16 protein-coding genes and 1 pseudogene are annotated in these 19,838 nt (G+C 75.1%); 10 read left to right on the forward strand and 7 right to left on the reverse strand.

All coding sequences use genetic code 11. The features are described from left to right. Positions 1-250: 250 nt before the first annotated feature. Positions 251-733 (forward strand): ATP-binding protein, encoded by a 483-nt coding sequence (locus ACFF45_RS07865; RefSeq protein WP_381343789.1) that lies wholly within the window; start codon positions 251-253, stop codon positions 731-733. 47 nt (positions 734-780) lie between these two features. Here ACFF45_RS07865 and ACFF45_RS07870 read toward each other — a convergent pair whose 3' ends face one another. Both ACFF45_RS07870 and ACFF45_RS07875 read right to left on the reverse strand, forming a co-directional pair. Beyond that, complete coding sequence (locus ACFF45_RS07870) at positions 781-1,827, reverse strand: DUF2637 domain-containing protein (protein WP_381343792.1); 1,047 nt, start codon at positions 1,825-1,827, stop codon at positions 781-783. 316 nt (positions 1,828-2,143) lie between these two features. After that, positions 2,144-2,992: a (2Fe-2S)-binding protein gene (locus ACFF45_RS07875; RefSeq protein ID WP_381343794.1), complete on the reverse strand. Its 849-nt coding sequence runs from the start codon at positions 2,990-2,992 to the stop codon at positions 2,144-2,146. Between the two features lie 175 nt (positions 2,993-3,167). Here ACFF45_RS07875 and ACFF45_RS07880 point away from each other — a divergent pair, with 175 nt between their 5' ends. Next, positions 3,168-4,013, forward strand: a complete 846-nt coding sequence (locus tag ACFF45_RS07880) for a GntR family transcriptional regulator (protein WP_381343797.1) — start codon at positions 3,168-3,170, stop codon at positions 4,011-4,013. Positions 4,014-4,754: 741 nt separating this feature from the next. Here the strand turns inward: ACFF45_RS07880 and ACFF45_RS07885 are convergent. Together ACFF45_RS07885 and ACFF45_RS07890 are read right to left on the reverse strand one after the other, a co-directional pair. Continuing rightward, on the reverse strand, positions 4,755-5,522 hold the full coding sequence (locus tag ACFF45_RS07885; RefSeq protein ID WP_381344064.1) for a hypothetical protein: 768 nt from the start codon (positions 5,520-5,522) through the stop codon (positions 4,755-4,757). Between the two features lie 141 nt (positions 5,523-5,663). Next, positions 5,664-7,337: a PucR family transcriptional regulator gene (locus ACFF45_RS07890; protein ID WP_381343799.1), complete on the reverse strand. Its 1,674-nt coding sequence runs from the start codon at positions 7,335-7,337 to the stop codon at positions 5,664-5,666. A 367-nt stretch (positions 7,338-7,704) separates the two neighbouring features. On the opposite strand from ACFF45_RS07890, the gene ACFF45_RS07895 reads away from it, so the two are divergent. The 5 genes and pseudogenes from ACFF45_RS07895 (at position 7,705) to ACFF45_RS07915 (ending at position 13,277) form a co-directional block, all read left to right on the forward strand. After that, positions 7,705-8,595 (forward strand): FAD binding domain-containing protein, encoded by an 891-nt coding sequence (locus tag ACFF45_RS07895; protein WP_381343802.1) that lies wholly within the window; start codon positions 7,705-7,707, stop codon positions 8,593-8,595. Continuing rightward, entirely contained in the window at positions 8,595-9,176 is a 582-nt protein-coding gene (locus ACFF45_RS07900) for a (2Fe-2S)-binding protein (protein ID WP_381343804.1), read from the forward strand. The genes ACFF45_RS07895 and ACFF45_RS07900 overlap by 1 nt, the downstream gene beginning before the upstream one ends. Before the next feature lie 2 nt (positions 9,177-9,178). Then, positions 9,179-11,578 carry a xanthine dehydrogenase family protein molybdopterin-binding subunit gene (locus tag ACFF45_RS07905; RefSeq protein ID WP_381343807.1) on the forward strand — a complete coding sequence of 800 codons (2,400 nt, stop codon included), beginning with the start codon at positions 9,179-9,181 and terminating at the stop codon, positions 11,576-11,578. A gap of 212 nt (positions 11,579-11,790) precedes the next feature. Then, positions 11,791-12,042: pseudogene (locus ACFF45_RS07910) on the forward strand (NCS2 family permease); the annotation flags it as partial. Between the two features lie 80 nt (positions 12,043-12,122). Next, positions 12,123-13,277 (forward strand): XdhC family protein, encoded by a 1,155-nt coding sequence (locus ACFF45_RS07915; protein ID WP_381343810.1) that lies wholly within the window; start codon positions 12,123-12,125, stop codon positions 13,275-13,277. A gap of 289 nt (positions 13,278-13,566) precedes the next feature. Here the strand turns inward: ACFF45_RS07915 and ACFF45_RS07920 are convergent, their stop codons facing one another. Then, positions 13,567-14,007 carry an SRPBCC family protein gene (locus tag ACFF45_RS07920; protein WP_381343812.1) on the reverse strand — a complete coding sequence of 147 codons (441 nt, stop codon included), beginning with the start codon at positions 14,005-14,007 and terminating at the stop codon, positions 13,567-13,569. Between the two features lie 427 nt (positions 14,008-14,434). Here ACFF45_RS07920 and ACFF45_RS07925 point away from each other — a divergent pair, with 427 nt between their 5' ends. From ACFF45_RS07925 to ACFF45_RS07935, 3 genes are read left to right on the forward strand one after another with little or no spacing between them, the layout of a single operon-like run. Continuing rightward, positions 14,435-15,436: a glycosyltransferase family 2 protein gene (locus ACFF45_RS07925; RefSeq protein WP_381343815.1), complete on the forward strand. Its 1,002-nt coding sequence runs from the start codon at positions 14,435-14,437 to the stop codon at positions 15,434-15,436. Continuing rightward, positions 15,433-15,744 (forward strand): hypothetical protein, encoded by a 312-nt coding sequence (locus ACFF45_RS07930; protein ID WP_381343817.1) that lies wholly within the window; start codon positions 15,433-15,435, stop codon positions 15,742-15,744. The genes ACFF45_RS07925 and ACFF45_RS07930 overlap by 4 nt, the downstream gene beginning before the upstream one ends. Further along, positions 15,687-15,959: an HAD hydrolase-like protein gene (locus ACFF45_RS07935; RefSeq protein ID WP_381343820.1), complete on the forward strand. Its 273-nt coding sequence runs from the start codon at positions 15,687-15,689 to the stop codon at positions 15,957-15,959. Before ACFF45_RS07930 ends, ACFF45_RS07935 begins: the two co-directional genes overlap by 58 nt. Positions 15,960-16,716: 757 nt before the next feature. Here ACFF45_RS07935 and ACFF45_RS07940 read toward each other — a convergent pair. Next, positions 16,717-17,655 carry a polysaccharide pyruvyl transferase family protein gene (locus ACFF45_RS07940; protein ID WP_381343823.1) on the reverse strand — a complete coding sequence of 313 codons (939 nt, stop codon included), beginning with the start codon at positions 17,653-17,655 and terminating at the stop codon, positions 16,717-16,719. Positions 17,656-17,703: 48 nt separating this feature from the next. Beyond that, entirely contained in the window at positions 17,704-19,770 is a 2,067-nt protein-coding gene (locus ACFF45_RS07945; RefSeq protein WP_381343825.1) for a SpoIIE family protein phosphatase, read from the reverse strand. Between the last annotated feature and the right edge of the window lie 68 nt (positions 19,771-19,838).

The raw sequence follows: 19,838 nt of genomic DNA on the forward strand, positions 1-19,838 counted from the left end.
CTCCGCCCGTGCCCGGCGGCCACGGCCGGACCGGCAGGCCGGAGTCGGCCGCCGGGGCCGAAGCGGGCGGGCCGGACCGCGCCGGACGTACGGTGCGGCGACCGGGCGGGGTGCCCGGGACGGCCGCGGTCGTGGCCGAACACCTGGTCGTCGGCAATCCCGGATGACTGTCCCGTTGCCCATCGGGCAAGGATCCCCGTGAACGTGTTCGAGCAGGAGGGGAACCGACATCGGCACGCGGGCGGGGGACATGAAGAGGCAGGCACGAGGGGGCGGCCCCGCGGCGGCCGGGGCGTTCCCGGCGGGGACGGTGGAGGAAGAGGCCGACGGCGCGACGGCGCGGGCCCGCGCGCCGCAACTGCGGCGCAGACTCGGGCGGGCCGACCTGCGCGCGGTCCCGGAGGCCCGCAGGGAACTGCGCGACCTGCTGCGGCACTGGGGACAACCCGGCCGGGCGGAGATCGCGGAACTGCTCACCAGCGAACTCGTCACCAACGCGATCGTCCACACCGACGACGACGCGGTCCTGACGGCCACCGTCGGCCCCCAGGGACTACGGGTGGAGGTGCGGGACTTCGTGCCCGGCCGGCCCCGGCGGCGGGTGGCGCACAGCGACGAGGACACGCACGGGCGGGGGCTGGTGCTGGTGGAGTCCCTCGCGGACGCGTGGGGGGTGCGGCCGCACGAGGTGGGCAAGTCGGTGTGGTTCGAACTGGACGCGGACGCCGCCTGAACGGCACGGGGGTGCGGCCCCGGTCGGACCGCACCCCCGTCCGGTGACTAACCGAACTGCTGCTCGAGGTCCTTGAGCTTGCGCTCCAGGGAGTCCAGGCGCGGCAGGGCCATGGTGTCGTCCTCCGCGGTGAGGTCGACGGTGACCGGCTCAGCGCCGCTGCGCACGGGCTGCAGTGAGGGCCGCGCGCGGACGGGCAGTTGCTCCGCCGTGGATAGGGCAGGCTCCGCGGTGACACGCTCGGCGCCCTGCTCCACCGGGGGCAGCTCGGCCTGCCGTCCGCCGGCCCGGCCGACGAAGCCGCGCCCGTGGCCCCGGCTGATCGCCTTCAGCTGCGCCCGCTCCAGCCGCTCCTGCTCGCGCCGCCGCAGCCGCGCCTGGTCCTTCTGCCGCTTGTCCTCGCGCACCTCGTCGACCGCCTCGTCGAGGGTGCGGACGTTCTCCAGGAGCATCAGCGACCAGGCCCTGTACGTCTCACGCGGCGCCCGCAGCCAGCGGACGATGCGGATCTGCGGCAGCGGGCGCGGGATCAGGCCCTGCTCGCGCAGCGCGGCCCGGCGGGTCTGCTTCAGGGCGCGGTCGAAGAGGACCGCCGCCGACAGGGACATGCCCGCGAAGAAGTGGGGGGCGCCGTCGTGGCCGAGACCGCGGGGGGCGTGCACCCAGTTGAACCAGGCCGCCGCGCCCGCGAACGTCCACACCAGTATCCGGGAGCCGAGCGCGGCGTCACCGTGGCTGGCCTCGCGCACCGCGAGCACGGAACAGAACATCGCCGCGCCGTCCAGGCCGAACGGCACCAGGTACTCCCAGCCGCCGGAGAGGCCGAGGTTCTGCTGGCCGAAGCCGACGAGTCCCTTGAAGGAGAGGGCCGCGGCGACCGCGGCGCAGCAGAACAGGAGCACGTAGGAGGCGGTGCCGTACATGGCCTCCTTGCGCCTGCGGCGCTCCTCCATACGCTCCCACGAGTCGTCCGCGCTCGTGTCCTTCCCCGCGGAACGCTTGCCGCGCTGGAGTACCGCAACCGCCGTCAGCATGCCCGCGAGCAGTACGGCGCACGGAAGTAGCCAGTTCAGCGATATGTCGGTCAGTCTCATCTGGGGTCCCTTGCATTGGGATAGGGCGTAACGCCCGCCATGGTGGCCCAAACCCACCGGCCCTCAGGGGGTTTCGGGGCAAGAGGCCGCCAGCGAAGTGCAAGTGGGATGCCCGGGACGGCGTTCTGCTCGAACTGCCGCTTGAGGGGCGGGAGTTGAGTTCGAACAAGACTACCCGTACGGGTGGTTCTTGGGAAAGTTCCCGCGACTCGTGAGGAAGTTGTGAACTCATCATCCGGGTGGGGCCGCACGGGCGGGCCGTGCGCGGACGATCTTACGGCACGTCACGGGGTGGGAGTGACACCGGGCGGCAGGCTCAACCGGAGGCGGCGGCCAGCAGCTTGGTGACGCGGTCCGCGTCGCAGGTGCGCGGGCAGGTGGCGCAGGCGTCGTCGGGGCGGAGCGTGTAGAACATGCAGCAGCTCGCCCGGTCCCGGGTCGGCAGCGTCTCGCCGTTCGGACCGGTCAGCTCGCGGAAGGCGGCCGAGCCGACGTACGGCCCGGTCGCGCCCGGCAGCAGCAGTTCCAGTTCCCGGCGCGCGCGGTCCTGTGCGCCGAGGAGGTGCGCGACGTACCACAGGCTCTCGACGATCTCGTCGGTCGCCATGCCCCACAGGGCGCGGCCGCGGCGGCGCATCCGGGGGCCGAAGGCGGCCAGGACCGGTTCGAGGTGCTCCGCGACCGCCGCGCGCACCTCTGCGCGCAGCGCCTCCTCGTCCGGGACCACGCGGGCGCCGGGCAGGGCGGCGGCGGGGTCGCCGGGCAGGCAGGCGAAGCCCTGCGGGCGCACCGCCAGGCGGCCCATGGCCAGGCCCGGGGCCGTGCGGTCGTACGCGACGTGCGTCACGGGGCAGCGAGGGACGCGGCGGCCGAGGAACCACGGGACGGTGATCAGCAGGCAGGCCGGCCAGGCGTAGCGGTGCAGGCCGAAGCCGGCGACCACGTCGGGGCGGGCCCGCAGGCCGTAGTCGCGGATCACCTGGGCGTCGTCGTGGGCGAGGAAGCCGTCGAGGGCGGTGCCGCCCGCGGCGAGGGCGGCGGTGGTGAGCCATCCGGAGCCGGCGGGGAGGGGGTCGGCGAGGCCGAGTTCCGTGATGCCGAGGCTGGGGACGGCCTCCGTGAGGCGGGCGTACGCGTCTGCTGTGGCCGAGGCGGGCGCGGGCATGCGGGGACCACCCATCATCGACGTTCGGGGCCGGGGCCCGGGGCCAAAAGGTAAGGCTTACCTTATCTCGAAAGTGGGAGATTTGAACGGATGAGTTCTGGCCTAAGGTGCTTGACGGATGAGTGACAAGCCGCCGTAATGACCCGAAGTGCTGACACGTCCGGAGGAGGGCCCCGTGGAGCGAGGTGTGCAGGGGGCCTCCGGCGTGTGGGTGCCGTGGGTGGGGGTGCCGGCGCAGGCGTCGGGGGTGGGGCGGGGGCCGGAGCGGGGTCGGGATCGGGAGCGGGAGCAGGAACGGGTGCGGGGGTGCGGGTCCGGTGCCGGGTCCGGGGCCGGGGCCGGGGCCGGTGGGGCGGGGGCGGTTGTGCGGGGGGAGCACACGCACGGTGAGCAGGTGGCGCGGTCGGTGCAGCGGGCGTCCGTGCGGGGGCAGATCCTCGACGCCCTGCGTACGGCGCTGGTGCGGGGGGAGCTGCGGCCCGGGCAGGTGTATTCGGCGCCGGTGCTGGGGGAGCGGTTCGGGGTGTCGGCGACGCCCGTGCGGGAGGCCATGCAGCAGCTGGCCCTGGAGGGCGCGGTGGAGGTCGTGCCCAACCGGGGGTTCCGGGTGGTGCAGCGGGACGCGCGGGAGCTGGCCGAACTGGCGGAGGTGCGGGGGCTGATCGAGGTGCCGGTCATTCTGCGGCTGGCCCGTACGGTGAGCGCGGAGCGGTGGGCGGAGGTGCGGCCGGCGGCGGAGGCGACGGTGCGGGCGGCGTCGTCGGGGTGCCGGGCGACGTACGCGGAGGCGGATCGGGCGTTTCACCGGGCGGTGTTGTCGCTGGCGGGGAACGAGCAGTTGGTGCGCATCGCGGACGATGTGCACCGGCGGGTGCAGTGGCCGTTGGGGGCGGCGGCGCGGGGGCGTACGGAGATGGTGGCCGACGCGGCCGAGCATGCGGCGTTGCTGGATGCGTTGGTGGTGCGGGATCTGGAGGCGGTGCGGGTGTTGGTGGGGGTGCACTTCGGGGTGGAGTGCTGACGGTGTCGTGCCGGGTGTCTGCGGGTACCTGTGGCGCCGGGTGTCTGCGGGTACCTGCGTGCCGGGGGCCTGCGGGTATCTGTGGTGCCGGGTGCCTGCGGGTATCTGTGGTGCCGGGTGCCTGCGGCGGCCTGTGCGGGAGGTGCGTGGTTGCTGTGGCGCTGTCTGCCGGTGGGTGGGTCGGGGCCGTGCCGGGGGGTGTCCGTCCTCGGAACGGCGCGGAATCGGTTGCTTACCGACGTACCCGGGTTGACGCGCCAACCGCTGCGGGCGGACACCCCCCGGCACGTCCCCTTCCCGCCGTGGGCGGGTGCGGGCAGCGCCCCAGGAGGGTCTGTCCTTTCCCGCCGTGCGCGGGTGCCCCCTCACGGGGGGTCTGTCCTTTCCGGCCGTGCGCGGGTGCCCCCTCACGGGGGGTCTGTCCCTTCCCGCCGTGCGCGGGTGCCCCCTCACGGGGCGTCCGTCCCCTCCCGCCGTGCGCGGGTGCGGGCAGCGCCCCAGGAGGGTCCGTCCCTTCCCGCCGTGCGCGGGTGCCCCCTCACGGGGGGTCTGTCCCCTCCCGCCGTGCGCGGGTGCCCCCTCACGGGGGGTCTGTCCCCTCCCGCCGTGGGCGGGTGCGGCCTTTGGGGGCGGTTCCTTTCCGTCGTGGGCGGGTGCCGCCCTCATGGGGGTCCCTTCCTGCCGTGGGCGGGTGCGGGTCGTGCCTCCGGGGGCCTTTCTTTTCGCGGGCGGCGGGCTGGGTCATGCCCTTGCCGTTCCCGGGGCGGGTGGGGAGAGTTGGGTGGCCAGCCAGGTGGGGACGCCGCCCAGCAGGCGAAACAGGCGGCGGGCCTCCTCACGCAGGCGGGACGCCTCCGGTTCGGGCTGGGTGTCGGCCAGGGACGCGAGGGCGGGGGCCGTTCCGACGAGGTAGCCCAGTTCCTCGCGGATGCGCAGGGACTCGGCGAAGCCGTGGCGGGCCTCGGCCAGTTCGCCCTCGCGCAGGGCCAGGCCGGCCAGGTGGCGCCAGGTGAAGGAGAGGAGCAGGGCGTTGGCGTGGGCCGTGGCGCCGGTGTGGGCGCGGCGGTAGGCGGCGAGGGCGGCCTGCGGGGAGTGGGCGAGGTTCTCGGCGAGCAGGCCGCGGCGGAAGTCCAGCAGCGGGCGGCCGGGGGCGTCCGGGGGGATCAGGGCCGCCGCCCGGCCGAGGGCCGCCCGGGCCTCGTCGGCGCGGTCGCGGACGGTGTGCAGGGTGGCCGCGTAGGCGAGCTGGCCGCGTTCGCAGGCGGCCGCTCCGCGCTCCTCGTCGGTGTGGGCCAGCGCCTCGGCCGTGCGCAGGGCGTCCTCGGCCTCCTCCCAGCCGCGCTCGGTGTAGAGGCAGCGCTCGACCAGCAGGGCGGCGCGTTGCAGCGCCGCCGCCGGGGTGGCCGGGGGCAGCAGGGCCGCCGCGTCGACCCAGCAGGCCCGGGAGCGCAAGCGCCAGACCGCGGTCTGGAGGGGATCGTCGTCTGCGGTCGTTCCGGTACCGGACATGGCGGTATGCGCCACGTTGCCCTCCCCGAGCGCGCCATCGAGCTGTTGAGTGGTGGCATTCCAACACCTATCCGGCTGCCTGGCCAAGGGGGCGGGTGAAGGATTTCACAAAGTCGTGGGACTCGTCGGCCGGGGGGTGTCTCAGCTCATGCGCAGCGCCAGGAAGAAGTCGAGCTTGTCCTCCAGGCGCGAGAGGTCCCGGCTCGTCAGCTGCTCGATCCGGCCGACTCGGTAACGCAGGGTGTTGACATGCAGGTGGAGGCGGGAGGCGCAGCGGGTCCAGGAGCCGTCGCAGTCCAGGAACGCCTCCAGGGTCGGGATGAGTTCGGCGCGGTGACGGCGGTCGTACTCCCGCAGCGGGTCCAGGAGGCGGGCGGTGAAGGCGCGGCGCACGTCGTCGGGGACGAAGGGCAGGAGCAGGACGTGCGAGGCCAGTTCCTGGTGGCCCGCGGCGCAGACCCGGCCCGAGCGGGCCGCCGCCACCCGGCGGGCGTGCCGGGCCTCCTCCAGGGCGCCGCGCAGGCCCTCCGCCGAGTGGACGGCGGCGCTGACGCCGAGGGTCACGCGGCCGTCGTCGTGCAGGCCGGCCGAGAGCGGGTCCCTGACCGACCGCAGCAGGGCGTCGGCCAGGACGCCGCTCTCCGAGCCGTCGTGCCCGGCGGCGACGGCCGGCAGGGGGACCAGGGCGATCGCCTCGTCGCCGGTGTGGGCCACGGCGATGCGGTCGGAGGGCTCGGGACCGGTGGCCGAGGGGTCCACCAGGATCTCCTCCAGCAGGGACTGGGCCACCGGGCCGGTCTCGAGGCCGGCGCCGTCCCACTCGACGCGGGCCACGACCACCTGCCAGTGGGGGGCCGCGCCCAGGCCGGGCAGCAGTACCGGGGCGGCGACCCGCAGACGGGCCGCGATCTCGGCGGGGGCGGCGCCGGTCTGAACGAGTTCCAGGACCTCCTGGGCCAGCCGGCGGCGGACCGTGCGGGCGGCGTCGCGGCGGTCGCGTTCGACCGCGATCAGCTGGGTGACGCCGTGCAGCAGGTCCAGGCGCTCCTCCGCCCAGTCGCCGGCGTCCGCCTCGACGGCGAGCAGCCAGTCCGACAGGACCGTCTCGCGCACGTCCCGGGGGCCCTGCGGGGAGCGGCCGCTGCTGCGGATCGGGAAGAGGGAGTAGGTCGTGGTGCCGAGGATCAGACGGTGCGGGCCGTGCCGGCCCGTGCGGGCGGCCGCCAGGTGTTCGGCCGCCAGCCCGGCGCACGCCTCGGGGGGCAGCGCGGGGCCGCCGACCCTCGGGCCGGCGATCAGCCGTCCGGTGGGGGAGAGGACCCAGGCGCGCAGGTCCAGGTCGGAGCCGAGCAGGTCGAGGACCACGTCCGGGCCGCCGCCCGCCGGGCCCGAGGTCATCATCCGGCGGTGCCGGTCGACCACGGCGGCCAGGTCTCCGGCGCGCTCGCCGGAGACCTGCCGCACGACGTGCTCGGTGATCGTGGCGAAGGCCACCGACTCGTGCACGGCGAACAGGGGGAGGCGGTGCCGGGCGCACGCCTGGACCAGGTCCTCGGGCACGTCGCCCAGCTCGGCCTCGCCGGCCGCGAGGGCCGCGACCCCGGCCTGCGCCAGGAGCCGCGCGAAGGGCTCGGAGTCGTCCGCGTTCCGGCGCCAGGCCAGACCGGTCAGCACCAGTTCACCGCCGGAGAGGTAGCGGCTGGGGTCCCGCAGGTCGGTGGTCATCACGCCCCGCACGGCGCGGTCCAGCTCGTCCTCGCCGCCGAGCAGCTTGAGGCCCAGCGCGTCGGTGTCCAGCAGTGCGCGCAGCCGCATTCTCGTCGCCGCCGTTCTGTGTCCGGGAAATCGCGGTGGATCGTGACGGGTCCCTCCGGTGAGCGGCCCGCGCGGTGGCCGGTCGCGCGGTGCCCGCCGTCTCCCGTGCTGTGTCCCAGGTCACGCCGGCTGTGCCGGACGTTTCCCCGGGACATCGGAGAGGTTGCCAATGACCTCCGTTCATACGAATCTACAAGATGACTGTCGTGGCCAGCCAACTCCTTCATGGTTTCGGTGACTGACCCCGTTGGAGCACGGCACGGTGTACTGACGTCGATCCGCGTCAACAGCACATGGACGAGCCGGGCCCGCCGCACCCGGATCGGCTCAATCCGTACGCCCCACGAGACGAAGAAGAGAGCCGGTCATGGACTTCCTTCGCCCCGCCAGCTGGGAGGAGGCGCTCGCCGCGAAGGCCGAGCACCCCACCGCTGTGCCGATTGCGGGCGGCACCGACGTGATGGTCGAGATCAACTTCGACCACCGCCGGCCCGAGTACCTCATGGACCTCAACCGCATCGGCGACCTCTCCGAGTGGGAGGCCGGCGAGGACTCCGTGCGGCTGGGTGCCTCCGTCCCCTACTCCCGGATCATGCAGCACCTGCGCGCCGAGCTGCCGGGTCTGGCCCTCGCCTCGCACACCGTCGCCTCCCCGCAAATCCGCAACCGCGGCGGCGTCGGCGGCAACCTCGGCACCGCCTCCCCGGCCGGTGACGCCCACCCCGCCCTGCTCGCCGCCGGTGCCGAGGTCGAGGCGGAGTCGGTACGGGGCTCCCGGCGCATCCCGATCGACGCGTTCTACACCGGCGTCAAGCGCAACGCGCTGGCACCCGACGAGCTGATCCGCGCCGTGCACGTCAGGAAGGCGGACGGGCCCCAGCAGTACTCGAAGGTCGGCACGCGCAACGCCATGGTCATCGCCGTGTGCGCCTTCGGACTGGCCCTGCATCCCGAGTCGCGGACCGTCCGGACGGGGATCGGCTCGGCCGCTCCCACGCCCGTACGGGCCGAGGCAGCCGAGGAGTTCCTGAACGCCGCGCTGGAGGAGGGCGGCCTCTGGGACAACGGGAAGGTCATCGCCCCGTCGGTCGCCAGGCGGTTCGCCGAGCTGTGCTCGGGCGCCTGCAACCCGATCGACGACGTCCGGGGCACGGCGGGCTACCGCCGGCACGCGGTGGGCGTCATGGCCCGCCGGACCCTGACCTGGGCCTGGGAGTCGTACCGCGGCACCGCCGCCCACACGGAGGGAGTCGCGTGATGCGCGTCAGTTTCACGGTCAACGGCCGTCCGCAGGAAGCCGACGACGTGTGGGAGGGCGAGTCCCTGCTGTACGTGCTGCGGGAGCGGCTCGGACTGCCCGGTTCCAAGAACGCCTGCGAGCAGGGCGAGTGCGGCTCCTGCACGGTCCGGCTGGACGGGGTGCCGGTGTGCTCCTGCCTGGTCGCCGCCGGACAGGTGGAGGGCCGCGAGGTCGTCACCGTGGAGGGACTCGCCGACTACGCCCGGCAGCGCTCCGAGGGCGGCTGCGCGTCCGGCGCCCGCGGGACCTCGCTCCAGGACGCCCGGGGCTGGGCCGCGCGGGGACAGGACTCGCAGACCGGCGAGGGCGCCGGCCTCTCCCCGGTCCAGCAGGCGTTCATCGACGCCGGCGCCGTGCAGTGCGGCTTCTGCACGCCGGGCCTGCTGGTCGCCGCCGACGACATGCTGGAGCACAACCCGAAGCCGACCGACGCGGACATCCGCGAGGCGCTGTCGGGCAACCTGTGCCGCTGCACCGGCTACGAGAAGATCATGGACGCGGTCCGGCTGGCGGCCGCACGGCAGGCAGAGGCGGTGTGACCATGGCTTCCCCCGGCGGAACCCCCGCCAAGCTCACCCAGGGCGCGCGGACCAGGGGCGGCATCGGCGAGTCCACGCTCCGCCCGGACGCCACCCTGAAGGTCACCGGCGAGTTCGCGTACTCGTCCGACATGTGGCACGAGGACATGCTGTGGGGGCAGATCCTGCGCTCCACGCTCGCGCACGCCGAGATCGTCTCGATCGACACCGCCGAGGCGCTGGCCATGCCGGGCGTGTACGCCGTGCTGACGTACGACGACCTGCCCGCCGAGGTGAAGAACTACGGTCTGGAGATCCAGGACACCCCGGTCCTCGCGCACGGCAAGGTACGGCACCACGGTGAGCCGGTGGCGATCGTCGCCGCCGACCACCCGGAGACCGCGCGCCGCGCCGCCGCCAAGATCAAGGTCGACTACCGCGAACTGCCGGTCGTCACCGACGAGGCCGCGGCGACCGCTCCGGACGCGATCCTGATCCACGAGGGCCGCGACGACCACCACGCCGGGCACGTCCCGCACCCGAACATCGTGCACCGCCAGCCGATCGTCCGCGGCGACGTGGCGGAGGCCCGCGGGCGGGCCGACGTGATCGTCGAGGGCGAGTACACCTTCGGCATGCAGGACCAGGCCTTCCTCGGCCCCGAGTCCGGGCTCGCGGTGCCGGAGGAGGACGGCGGCGTCCACCTCTACATCGCCACCCAGTGGCTCCACTCCGACCTGCGCCAGATCGCGCCCGTCCTCGGCCTGCCCGAGGAGAAGGTGCGCATGACGCTGGCCGGCGTCGGCGGCGCGTTCGGCGGCCGCGAGGACCTGTCGATGCAGATCCACGCCTGCCTGCTGGCGCTGCGCACCGGCAAACCCGTCAAGATCGTCTACAACCGGTTCGAGTCCTTCTTCGGGCACGTCCACCGCCACCCGGCCAAGCTGTACTACGAGCACGGCGCCACCAAGGACGGCAAGCTCACCCACATGAAGTGCCGGATCGTCCTGGACGGTGGCGCCTACGCCTCCGCCTCCCCGGCGGTGGTCGGCAACGCCTCCTCCCTGTCGGTCGGCCCGTACGTCCTCGACGACGTCGACATCGAGGCCATCGCCCTCTACACCAACAACCCGCCCTGCGGCGCCATGCGCGGCTTCGGCGCGGTCCAGGCCTGCTTCGCCTACGAGGCGCAGATGGACAGGCTGGCGCAGAGGCTCGGCATGGACCCGGTGGAGTTCCGGCAGCTCAACGCCATGGAGCAAGGCACGATCATGCCGACCGGGCAGCCGGTCGACTCCCCGGCGCCGGTCGCCGAACTGCTGCGCCGCGTCAAGGCGATGCCGATGCCGCCGGAGCGCCAGTGGGAGTCCAGCCAGGGCGCCGACGTACGGCAGCTGCCCGGCGGCCTGTCCAACGCCACGCACGGCGAGGGCGTCGTGCGCGGGGTGGGCTACGCGGTCGGCATCAAGAACGTCGGCTTCTCCGAGGGCTTCGACGACTACTCCACCGCCAGGGTGCGCATCGAGGTCGTGGGCGGCGAGCCCGTCGCCACCGTCCACACCGCCATGGCGGAGGTCGGCCAAGGAGGTGTCACCGTCCACGCGCAGATCGCCCGCACCGAGCTGGGCGTCGACCAGGTGACCATCCACCCGGCCGACACGCGGGTGGGCAGCGCCGGTTCGACGTCCGCCTCGCGGCAGACGTACGTCACCGGCGGCGCCGTGAAGAACGCCTGCGAGCTGGTCCGGGAGAAGGTGCTGGACCTCGGGCGCCGCAGGTTCGGCTCCTGCCACCCCGCGTGGGCCACCGCCGCGCTGCTGCTGGAGGGCGGCAAGGTCGTCACCGACGCCGGTGAGGCGCTGGCGGACCTGGTGGACGTGCTGGAGGGCGAGTCCGTCGAGGTCGAGGAGGAGTGGCGGCACCGGCCGACCGAGGCCTTCGACCTGCGCACCGGCCAGGGCAACGGTCACGTCCAGTACTCCTTCGCCGCGCACCGCGCCGTCGTGGAGGTCGACACCGAGCTCGGCCTGGTCAAGGTGGTCGAGCTGGCCTGCGCGCAGGACGTGGGCAAGGCGCTCAACCCGCTGTCCGTCGTCGGCCAGATCCAGGGCGGCACGACCCAGGGGCTCGGCGTGGCGGTCATGGAGGAGATCGTCGTCGACCCCAGGACGGCGAAGGTGCGGAACCCCTCCTTCACGGACTACCTGATCCCCACCATCCTCGACACGCCGGCCATCTCGGTCGACGTCCTCGAACTCGCCGACGAGCACGCCCCGTACGGGCTGCGCGGCGTCGGCGAGGCCCCCACCCTGTCCTCCACCCCGGCCGTCCTCGCGGCGATCCGCGAGGCGACCGGCCTGGAGCTGAACCGGACGCCGGTCCGCCCCGAGCACCTGACCGGCACGCAGCTCCCCGAGGGCTGAGAAGACCCGCCGGGTGGCTCCGCCCCCGGCACCCGTTGTCCGTCTCGGGCCGTCCCACGAGTCGTGCGCGTCCCACGTCCCGCGACCGCCCCGGCGGTCGACGCGGGTGCCCCTGTGAACCTTGGGAGACGACCCCATGCCCCAGCAGTCACTGGAGTCGGGGACCGCTGCCGACGACGCGGGCGAAGCAGTCCTCGTCCCGGCCGGCCGGGCCGGGCGAGGTCGCGGCCGCCGCCCCGGTGGTGATCGGGGCCATGACGATGACGAACGCCCGGCACGTGGACCGGTCCGACCGCGCCACCGCGGTCCCGCTCTTCCCGACCGTCGTGATCACGCCGTTCACGTACCCGATCACCGCCGGGGTCGCCGCCGGCGTCATCTCGTACGCCGCCGTCCGGGTCGCGCGGGGCAGGTCGCGGGAGATCGGTGCCCTCGTGCGGGCGCTGATGGTGATCTTCGCACTCGACGCCGACGAGGGCCGCCCGGGTGTCTGCCACCACCCGGCTGCCCGCCCTTTCCCCATCGCCGTGAAGGAGACCGAGAGATGCTGGACATCGCCGACGAGCTGCACCGGTGGGTCGAGCAGGGACGTGACTTCGCCGTGGCCACCGTGGTGGCCGTGGGCGGCAGCGCCCCGCGCCCGCCCGGCGCCGCCCTCGCGGTGGACGCCGACGGCACGGCCGTCGGCTCGGTCTCCGGCGGCTGCGTGGAGGGCGCGGTGTACGAGCTGTGCCGGCAGGCTCTGCGGGACGGCGAGCCCGTCCTGGAACGCTTCGGCCCCAGCGACGAGGACGCCTTCGCGGTCGGCCTGACCTGCGGCGGTGTCATCGACGTCCTGGTCACCCCGGTCCGCGGCGGCGATCCGGTCCGGCCGGTGGCGGCCGCCGCGGTGGCCGCCGCGGCGCGGCGCGAGCCCGCCGCGGTGGCCCGGATCGTCTCCGGCCCCGGCGGGCCGGCCGGCGGCCGCGCGCTGCTGGTCCGCCCCGACGGCTCGTACGAGGGCGGCTTCGGCGCCCGTCCGGGGCTGGACCGCGCGGTCGCGGCCGAGGCGGGCGCCTTCCTGGACGCCGGCCGCACCGGCACCCTGGAGATCGGGGAGCGGGGCTCCCGGTGCGGTGCGCCGCTGACGGTGCTGGTCGAGTCGTCGGTCCCGGCCCCCCGCATGATCGTCTTCGGTGCGATCGACTTGGCCTCGGCGCTGGTCCGGGTCGGCAAGTTCCTCGGCCACCACGTCACGGTGTGCGACGCCCGCCCCGTCTTCGCGACGCGGGCCCGTTTCCCCGAGGCCGACGAGATCGTCGTCGAGTGGCCGCACACGTACCTGGAGCGCACCGGCGTGGACGGCCGCACCGTGCTGTGCGTGCTCACCCACGACGCCAAGTTCGACGTACCGCTGCTGAAGCTGGCGCTGCGGCTGCCGGTGGCGTACGTCGGCGCCATGGGGTCGCGCCGCACCCACCTGGACCGCGACAGGCGGCTGCGCGAGGCCGGCGTCAGCGACCTGGAGCTGGCCCGCCTGCGCTCGCCCATCGGCCTGGACCTGGGCGCCCGGACGCCGGAGGAGACGGCCCTGTCCATCGCCGCCGAGATCGTCGCCGCCCGGCGCGGCGGCAGCGGGGCGCCGCTGACCGGCGCGCACACCCCGATCCACCACGACCCGCCGGGGGCGCCGGCCGGGCGGACCGGGTCGGTGGCCTGACCCGGTTCCCAGCGGTCGGTCTCCTGGTGGAGTCGGAGCAGGTCCACGCCGTGGTCGCCGCCGTCGGGGGCGCGGACGACCGCGGGGACGTGCTGCTGGGCGGGTGTGCCGTTCGTGCCGCCCATGCCGCCGCCGCTGTCCCTGGTGCCGTAGGCGAGCGGGGGCCTGGGGGAGCCCGTCGAGGGACGCCTGCGCGGCCTTGACCAGCGCGTCGGTGGAGACGGCCGGTGGAGTGGATGGCGCAGAGGTCGTCGACGACCGTGCCGTCGGTGGTGACGTGGTGGACCGGTCACCGCCCGCGCAGCAGGCGGTTCGCCGCGCGGCCGAACATCAGCCGGGACGCCTTCCCCAGGGCGCCGTCGAGGACGGGCGGCAGCAGCCGTACGTCGATCTCCTCGCGCCAGACCACCCGGGCGCGCCCGCCCGGGCCGGGGCGCACCTCGATCTCCGCCCAGCCGAGCACCACGCGGCCGCGTTTCTCCAGCCGGCACCGGCCGGGGGCGTCGTCGGCGGGCGGCTGCCAGACGGTGACCTCCATCCGGTCGTCGAAGGCCAGCGGCCCGAGGCCGGAACGGGCGACGAACACCGTGCCCACCCGGGTCGGCGGCGGCGTCAGCACGGTGATCCGGGTCAGCGGGACGGCGTCACCGTGCCGGGGCCAGTCCGTGAGCCGGCGCCAGGCCTCGGACGGGGGGAGGGGCGCCGTGCGTTCGAGGAGGAAGGTGGCCACGGGGCGATCCTAGGGCGGGACACCCTCTGGAGCGTTTCCCTGCGGGCGGAGTCATCCGCCGGTCGGATGTCCGTCGGCCGGATGTCCGTCGGCCGGCACGTTCCTCCGTCGCGATCGGTGTTCTGCTCGGCGCGCCTGTGGCCGACGCCTGCTGCTCCGGCAGCGGTCACGCGGTGACCGGTTCGCCCACCGTGCGGTGCACCACGCTGTCCGGCGGTGTCGTCATCCCGATGTCATGCACCCGACCCGGCAAGGGACCCCGTGGTCACCGCGATCCTCCAGAACCACTTCGGCTACCCGGCCCGGTGCGCGTCACCCGCGCCTCGGGACGGACCGCCTCGCGCGATACCTGCGGTGTGCAGCCGCTTGTCGTGCCCCGTGGGCCCCGGGAGGGTTTGAGACGGCCGCACTCTGGCACCCGCCAGTCATGACCACCGCCTACGCCGTGGTGATCCCCACGCTCGTCCGTGACACCCTCGCCGACTGTCTCGCCGCGCTGGCCGCCGCGACCGGCCCGCCACCGCGCGAGATCGTCCTGGTCGACGACCGGCCCGTCCCGGATCCGGGCCCGCTGGAGCACCCCTTGAACGTCCTCGGCGACCTGCGCGACCGTACGACCGTGCTGCACGGCGGCGGACGCGGACCCGCCGCCGCCCGCAACACCGGCCTGCGCGCCGTCGCCTCGCCCTGGGTCGCCTTCCTCGACGACGACGTGCAGGCCGGCCCGCACTGGTGCGAGCAGCTCACCCAGGACCTCGCCGCCGCGGGCCCGGACACGGCGGGCGTGCAGGGCGTGATCGCCGTACCGCTGCCCGGCCGCCGCCGCCCCACCGACTGGGAGCGCGAGACCGTCGCCCGGGCGCGGGCCCGCTGGGGCGCCGTCGACATGGCCTACCGCACCGACGCCCTCAAGCAGGCCCGCGGCTTCGACGAACGCTTCCTGCGCGCCCACCGGGAGGACGTCGACCTGGCGCTGCGGCTGCTCGACGCCGGGTGGGGCATCCGGCAGGGTCGGCGCACCACCCGCCACCCGGTGCACCCCGTGGGCCGCTGGGCCTCGCTGGCCGCCCAGCGCGGGCACGCCGACGACGCGCTGATGCTGCGGCTGCACGGCGCCGGGTGGTGGCACAGGGTGGCCGCGCCGCGCGGCCGTATCCGCGGCCACCTCGCGGTGACAACGGCGGGTGCCGCGGCGTGCGTGCTCGCCGGGGCCGGACGCCGTACGGCCGCCGCCGTCGCCGCCCTGGGCTGGGCCGCGGGCACCGCCGAGTACGCCTGGGCGCGCGTCGCGCCCGGGCCGCGCACCCGGGACGAGGTGACCACCCTGCTGCTGACCAGCGCGCTCATCCCGCCGACGGCCAGCTGGCACTGGCTGAGCGGACTGTGGCGGTACCGGGGCGCACCCGCGTGGCGGGAGGTGGCGTCGTGAGCCGGATCCGCGTCGTGCTCCTCGACCGCGACGGCGTCCTGGTCGAGGACGTCCCCGACAACGCCGACCCCGACCGCGTCCGCCCCGTCGCCGGGGCCCGGGAGGCGCTCGCGCTGCTGCGCGCCCACGACGTGCGCACCGGCTTCCTGACCCGGCAGCCCGGCGTCGCCGGCGGCCGGCTCACCGAGGCCGACGTACGCCGGGTCGACGCCCGGGTCGAGGACTCCTCGGCCCCTTCGACCTGCGCGGGGTGTGCCCGCACGCCCCCGCGGACGGCTGCCGCTGCCGCCCGCCCGAGCCGGGCCTGATCCTGTGGGCCGCCGGACGCCTGTGCACGCCCCCCGCCGGCTGCGCCGTGATCGGCGACACCGACGCCCACCTGGAGGCCGCCCGCCGGGCGGGGGCGCGGGGCGTCCTCGTGGCCTCCGGCCGCACCCGGCCCGGGACGACCGCCCCCGACCTGGGCACGGCGGTACGGTCCCTGCTGCTGGGCGACGATCCGGCGCCCCGCGCTCCGCGCTGAGCCGCACGGGGGCGCCGCCGGAAGTTCCGTCCGGGACGTCCGGTGGTCATGCACCGGACCCGGCGCCGCTGCCGGCCGAGGTCCGGCCGGGGGCCGGCCGCGGTCGGGCGGGTTCCCGTCAGCGCCGGCGCGGTCGTCCGTGCTGTCGTGGGCGGGGGCGGGACTTGGCCGAAGGGTCTCCCGGCAGCCTCAGCGGCGCTGTCCGTGTTCCCGTGGTCAGGGGCGTGGTCCGGCCGGGTGCCGGGTCGGGGGTTCTGCCGTCAGTCCTGGCGCAGCTGTCCGTGTTCTCGTGGTCAGGGGCGTGGTCCGGCCGGGTGCCGGGTCGGGCGGGTTCCCGTCAGTCCCGCGCCGCCGCCCGCGCCCTCGTGGTCAGGGGCGTTGGCCTGGCCGGGCGGCGGGTCGGACGGTCCGCCGGGCGTCGGGTCGGGCGGGCTCTCGTCGGGCGTCGGGTCGGGCGGACTGTCGTCGGGCGGCGTGGCGTGCGGTCTCCCGTCAGGCGTCGGGTCGGACGGTAAGCCGTCGGTGCCGGTGCCGGTGCCGGTGCCGGTGCCGCCGCCCGCGCCCCGTGGTCAGGGGCGTTGGCCTGGCCGGGCGGCGGGTCGGACCGTCTGCCGGGCGTCGGGTCGGGCGGGCTCTCGTCGGGCGTCGGGTCGGGCGGACTGTCGTCGGGCGGCGTGGCGTGCGGTCTCCCGTCAGGCGTCGGGTCGGACGGTAAGCCGCCGGTGCCGGTGCCGGTGCCGCCGCCCGCGCCCCGTGGTCAGGCACGCGGCCCGGCCGCCCTCGGGTGGCCCCCCGCCAGCCCCAGCGCCGCCGTCAGCGTCTCCGTACCGTCGTCTATGCCGGTGCCGTCACGGAAGCGGTCCCGGGTGTGCCGGGCGGTCTCCCGGCCGGTGGTCAGGCACCATTCCCACCAGTGCTCCAGCCCGGCCACGGCGAGCCGTTCGGCGGGGATCAGCGCGGGCCAGCCGCAGGCGCGCGCCTGCGCGGTCACCTTCGCGCCGCCCGTGACCGGGTCGACGGCCAGCGCCGCGGTGCCCGCGCGCAGCGAGAGCACCAGCCCGTGCAGCCGGTCCGTGACGACGAGGTCGAGCCGGCCCAGCACCGACGACAGCTGCGCCGGGGTCGCGCTCAGCCGCCAGTCGTGGATGTCGAGCCGGGTCTCCAGCTCCAGCCGCGCACAGTCCTTCCCGGCCAGCCACCGCGTGACCGTCCCGGCGACCTCGGCGTGCCGCCGCCGGCCGCCGTACTCGTGCTGCCCGTGGGTGAGGATCACCCCGACGACCGGCCGGTCCGGCACGGCGGGCGCGCGGGCCGACAGGTCCACCAGCGGCTCGGCGGACGGCGCGTCGCGGGCCAGCACCCGGTGGAAGCCGGCGACGGCCGGACCGGCGGGATCCACGACCGAGGTGCCGACGGCGACCCGTACGCAGCGCGCGAACCGCCGGTGCAACTCCTCGACCTGCGGCCCGTGCACCGGCCCGCACACGAACACCAGGTGGGAGTACGCCTCGGGCCGCACCTGCGCCAGGTGCAGCGCCGCCGGCCGGAACCCCGGGCTCCAGGCGACGTCGTACGGCGCCCCGGCCCGCCGCAGCACGTCCTCCACCCGCCGCAGGGCCAGCACGTCGCCGGCGGTCGCCTCGCCGTCCCGGAAGCTGAACCACCCGGTGAGCAGGATCCGTCGCAGGTGCTCCATGGTGCCGACGGGTGCCCCGCGCCCCCAGCGGCCAATCGCCGCCACCCCCTACAGGGCGCGCGCGACGAGCAGGGCCACGTCGTCGTGGTCCTCGGGGTGGCGCAGGCCGTACAGCAGCAGGTCGCAGGTCTCCTCCAGGGGCCTGCGGGGTTCGTCGAGCAAGGTGAGCAGCACGTTCAGGCGTTCGTCGATGGGATGGTGACGGGTCTCGACGAGGCCGTCGGTGTAGAGCACCAGCAGGTCCTCGGGGGCCAGCTCGACCGTGGTGGTGGTGAAGGGGACGCCGCCGATGCCGAGCGGGGCGCCGGCGGGCAGATCGAGCAGCCTCGGGGCCTGGCCGGGGCGGGCCAGCGCGGGCGGCATGTGGCCCGCGTTGGCGATGCGGCACGTCCGGGTGTCGGGGTAGTACACGGCGTACACGCACGTCACGATGTAGTGCTCCAGATCGCAGGTGATCTTGTCGAGGTGCTGGAGCACGGCGCCGGGGTCGAGGTCGAGGTCCGCGTACGCGCAGGTCGCCGTCCGCAGCCGCCCCATGGTGGCGGCGGCGTCGATGCCGTTGCCCATGACGTCGCCGACGACCAGCGCGGTCTTGTCGTCGTTCAGGCCGATCACGTCGTACCAGTCGCCGCCGACCTCGCTGGTGGCCTGCGCCGGCTGGTAGCGGGAGGCGAGCTCCAGACCGGTGTGGTGCCGGCGGTGGTCGGGCAGCAGGCTGCGCTGCAGGGTCAGGGCGGTGTTGCGCACGCTCTGGAACCAGCGGGCGTTGTCGATGGCCACGGCGGCCCGGCTGGCCAGCTCACCGGCCAGCACGACATCGTCCTGGTCGAACGGCACCGGATTGCGGCTGCGCTTGAGGTCGAGGGCGCCGAGCACCTCGCCGTGCGCGATCAGCGGCACGGCGAGGTACGAGTGGACACCGGCCCGCGCCAGCAGCGCGCCGGCCTCGTCGTCCCGGGCGATCCGCGGCAGGTCGCACTCGCCGACCTGCCGCACCAGAACCGGCCGGCCGGTGTGCACGCACAGGGTGATCAGGCGGTCGCCGTCGTAGGAGGCGAGGTCGCCGGGCGGGTCGGCGGCGCGCAGCGCCACGGTCGGATGGGCCGCCTTCAGGGCCAGGGCGCGGAACAGCTCCGGCCCGTTGTCCGGGGGCCGGGTGCGGCGGCAGGCCAGCGCCGAGTCCAGGACGTCCACGGCGACGATGTCGGCCAGCTCGGAGGCGGCGACGTCGGCCAGTTCGCGCGCGGTCTGCTCCACCTCCAGCGTGGTGCCGACCCGGGTGGAGGCGTCGGCGATGAGGGCCAGACGCCGCCGGGCCCGGTCGGCCTCGGTGGCCGCGCGGTGCCGTTCGGTGACGTCGACGACCGAGGTCGCCGCGCCCAGGACCCGCCCGCCGGGGTCCTCCAGCCGGTAGAACGACAGGGACCAGGCGTGCTCGTGCTCGGGGTCGGTCGGCGGGCGGCCCACGTGGTACTGGTCGAGCAGCGGGGTGCCGGTGGTGAGCACCTGACGCAGGCAGGACTCGATGGTGTCGATGTCCGGCAGGTGCAGCGTCTCGCGCAGGTGCCGGCCGATGTGGTCCCCGGCGGGCACCCCGTCGATCCGCTCCAGCGCCGGGTTGACCAGCAGATAGCGCAGCTGGGGGTCCATCAGGGCCAGGCCGATGGGGGACTGGTTGATCAGCCGTTCGCACAGCGCGAGGTCCGTCTCGACGCGCTGGAGCAGGTCGTGGTCGGCGGCCAGGCCCAGCGCGAAGACGTCGCCGAGGTCGTCCAGCAGCCGCATGTTGCGGAACTCCGTCAGGCGGCTGCTGCCGTCCTTGTGCCGGATCGGGAACGCGCCGGCCCAGCTCCGGCCGGTCTTCAGCACCTCCGCGAACAGCTTCGTCACGGCCGGCAGGTGCTCGGGGTGGACGAACAGCCGCGCCGCGTACGTGCCGAGCGCCTCCTCGGCGGAGTAGCCGAAGAGCTCCTGGGCCTGCGGTGTCCAGAACACGATGCGCCCGTCCGCGTCGACCACCATCGCGGCCACGCTCAGCACGTCCAGCAGGCCGACCGGTCTGGGCTGCTCCGGGCCGTACTCGTCCCCGTCGGGCTGGGCGGATTCGGCTGTCATCCCTGGTCCTCCTCCACCGGCCGGCGGACGTGACGACGTGCCCTTCCATGCTGCCCCCGCCCCCCTGC

The organism is Streptomyces cinereospinus (assembly GCF_042430725.1).
Classification (GTDB): Bacteria; Actinomycetota; Actinomycetes; order Streptomycetales; family Streptomycetaceae; genus Streptomyces; species Streptomyces cinereospinus.

Excerpts from the sequence above, each read along its gene's own strand:
- ACFF45_RS07865 (WP_381343789.1), top strand. The coding sequence starts at position 251 with ATGAAGAGGCAGGCACGAGGGGGCGGCCCCGCGGCGGCCGGGGCGTTC.
- ACFF45_RS07870 (WP_381343792.1), bottom strand. The coding sequence starts at position 1,827 with ATGAGACTGACCGACATATCGCTGAACTGGCTACTTCCGTGCGCCGTA.
- ACFF45_RS07875 (WP_381343794.1), bottom strand. The coding sequence starts at position 2,992 with ATGCCCGCGCCCGCCTCGGCCACAGCAGACGCGTACGCCCGCCTCACG.
- ACFF45_RS07885 (WP_381344064.1), bottom strand. The coding sequence starts at position 5,522 with ATGTCCGGTACCGGAACGACCGCAGACGACGATCCCCTCCAGACCGCG.
- ACFF45_RS07890 (WP_381343799.1), bottom strand. The coding sequence starts at position 7,337 with ATGCGGCTGCGCGCACTGCTGGACACCGACGCGCTGGGCCTCAAGCTG.
- ACFF45_RS07895 (WP_381343802.1), top strand. The coding sequence starts at position 7,705 with ATGGACTTCCTTCGCCCCGCCAGCTGGGAGGAGGCGCTCGCCGCGAAG.
- ACFF45_RS07900 (WP_381343804.1), top strand. The coding sequence starts at position 8,595 with ATGCGCGTCAGTTTCACGGTCAACGGCCGTCCGCAGGAAGCCGACGAC.
- ACFF45_RS07905 (WP_381343807.1), top strand. The coding sequence starts at position 9,179 with ATGGCTTCCCCCGGCGGAACCCCCGCCAAGCTCACCCAGGGCGCGCGG.
- ACFF45_RS07915 (WP_381343810.1), top strand. The coding sequence starts at position 12,123 with ATGCTGGACATCGCCGACGAGCTGCACCGGTGGGTCGAGCAGGGACGT.
- ACFF45_RS07925 (WP_381343815.1), top strand. The coding sequence starts at position 14,435 with ATGACCACCGCCTACGCCGTGGTGATCCCCACGCTCGTCCGTGACACC.
- ACFF45_RS07940 (WP_381343823.1), bottom strand. The coding sequence starts at position 17,655 with ATGGAGCACCTGCGACGGATCCTGCTCACCGGGTGGTTCAGCTTCCGG.
- ACFF45_RS07945 (WP_381343825.1), bottom strand. The coding sequence starts at position 19,770 with ATGACAGCCGAATCCGCCCAGCCCGACGGGGACGAGTACGGCCCGGAG.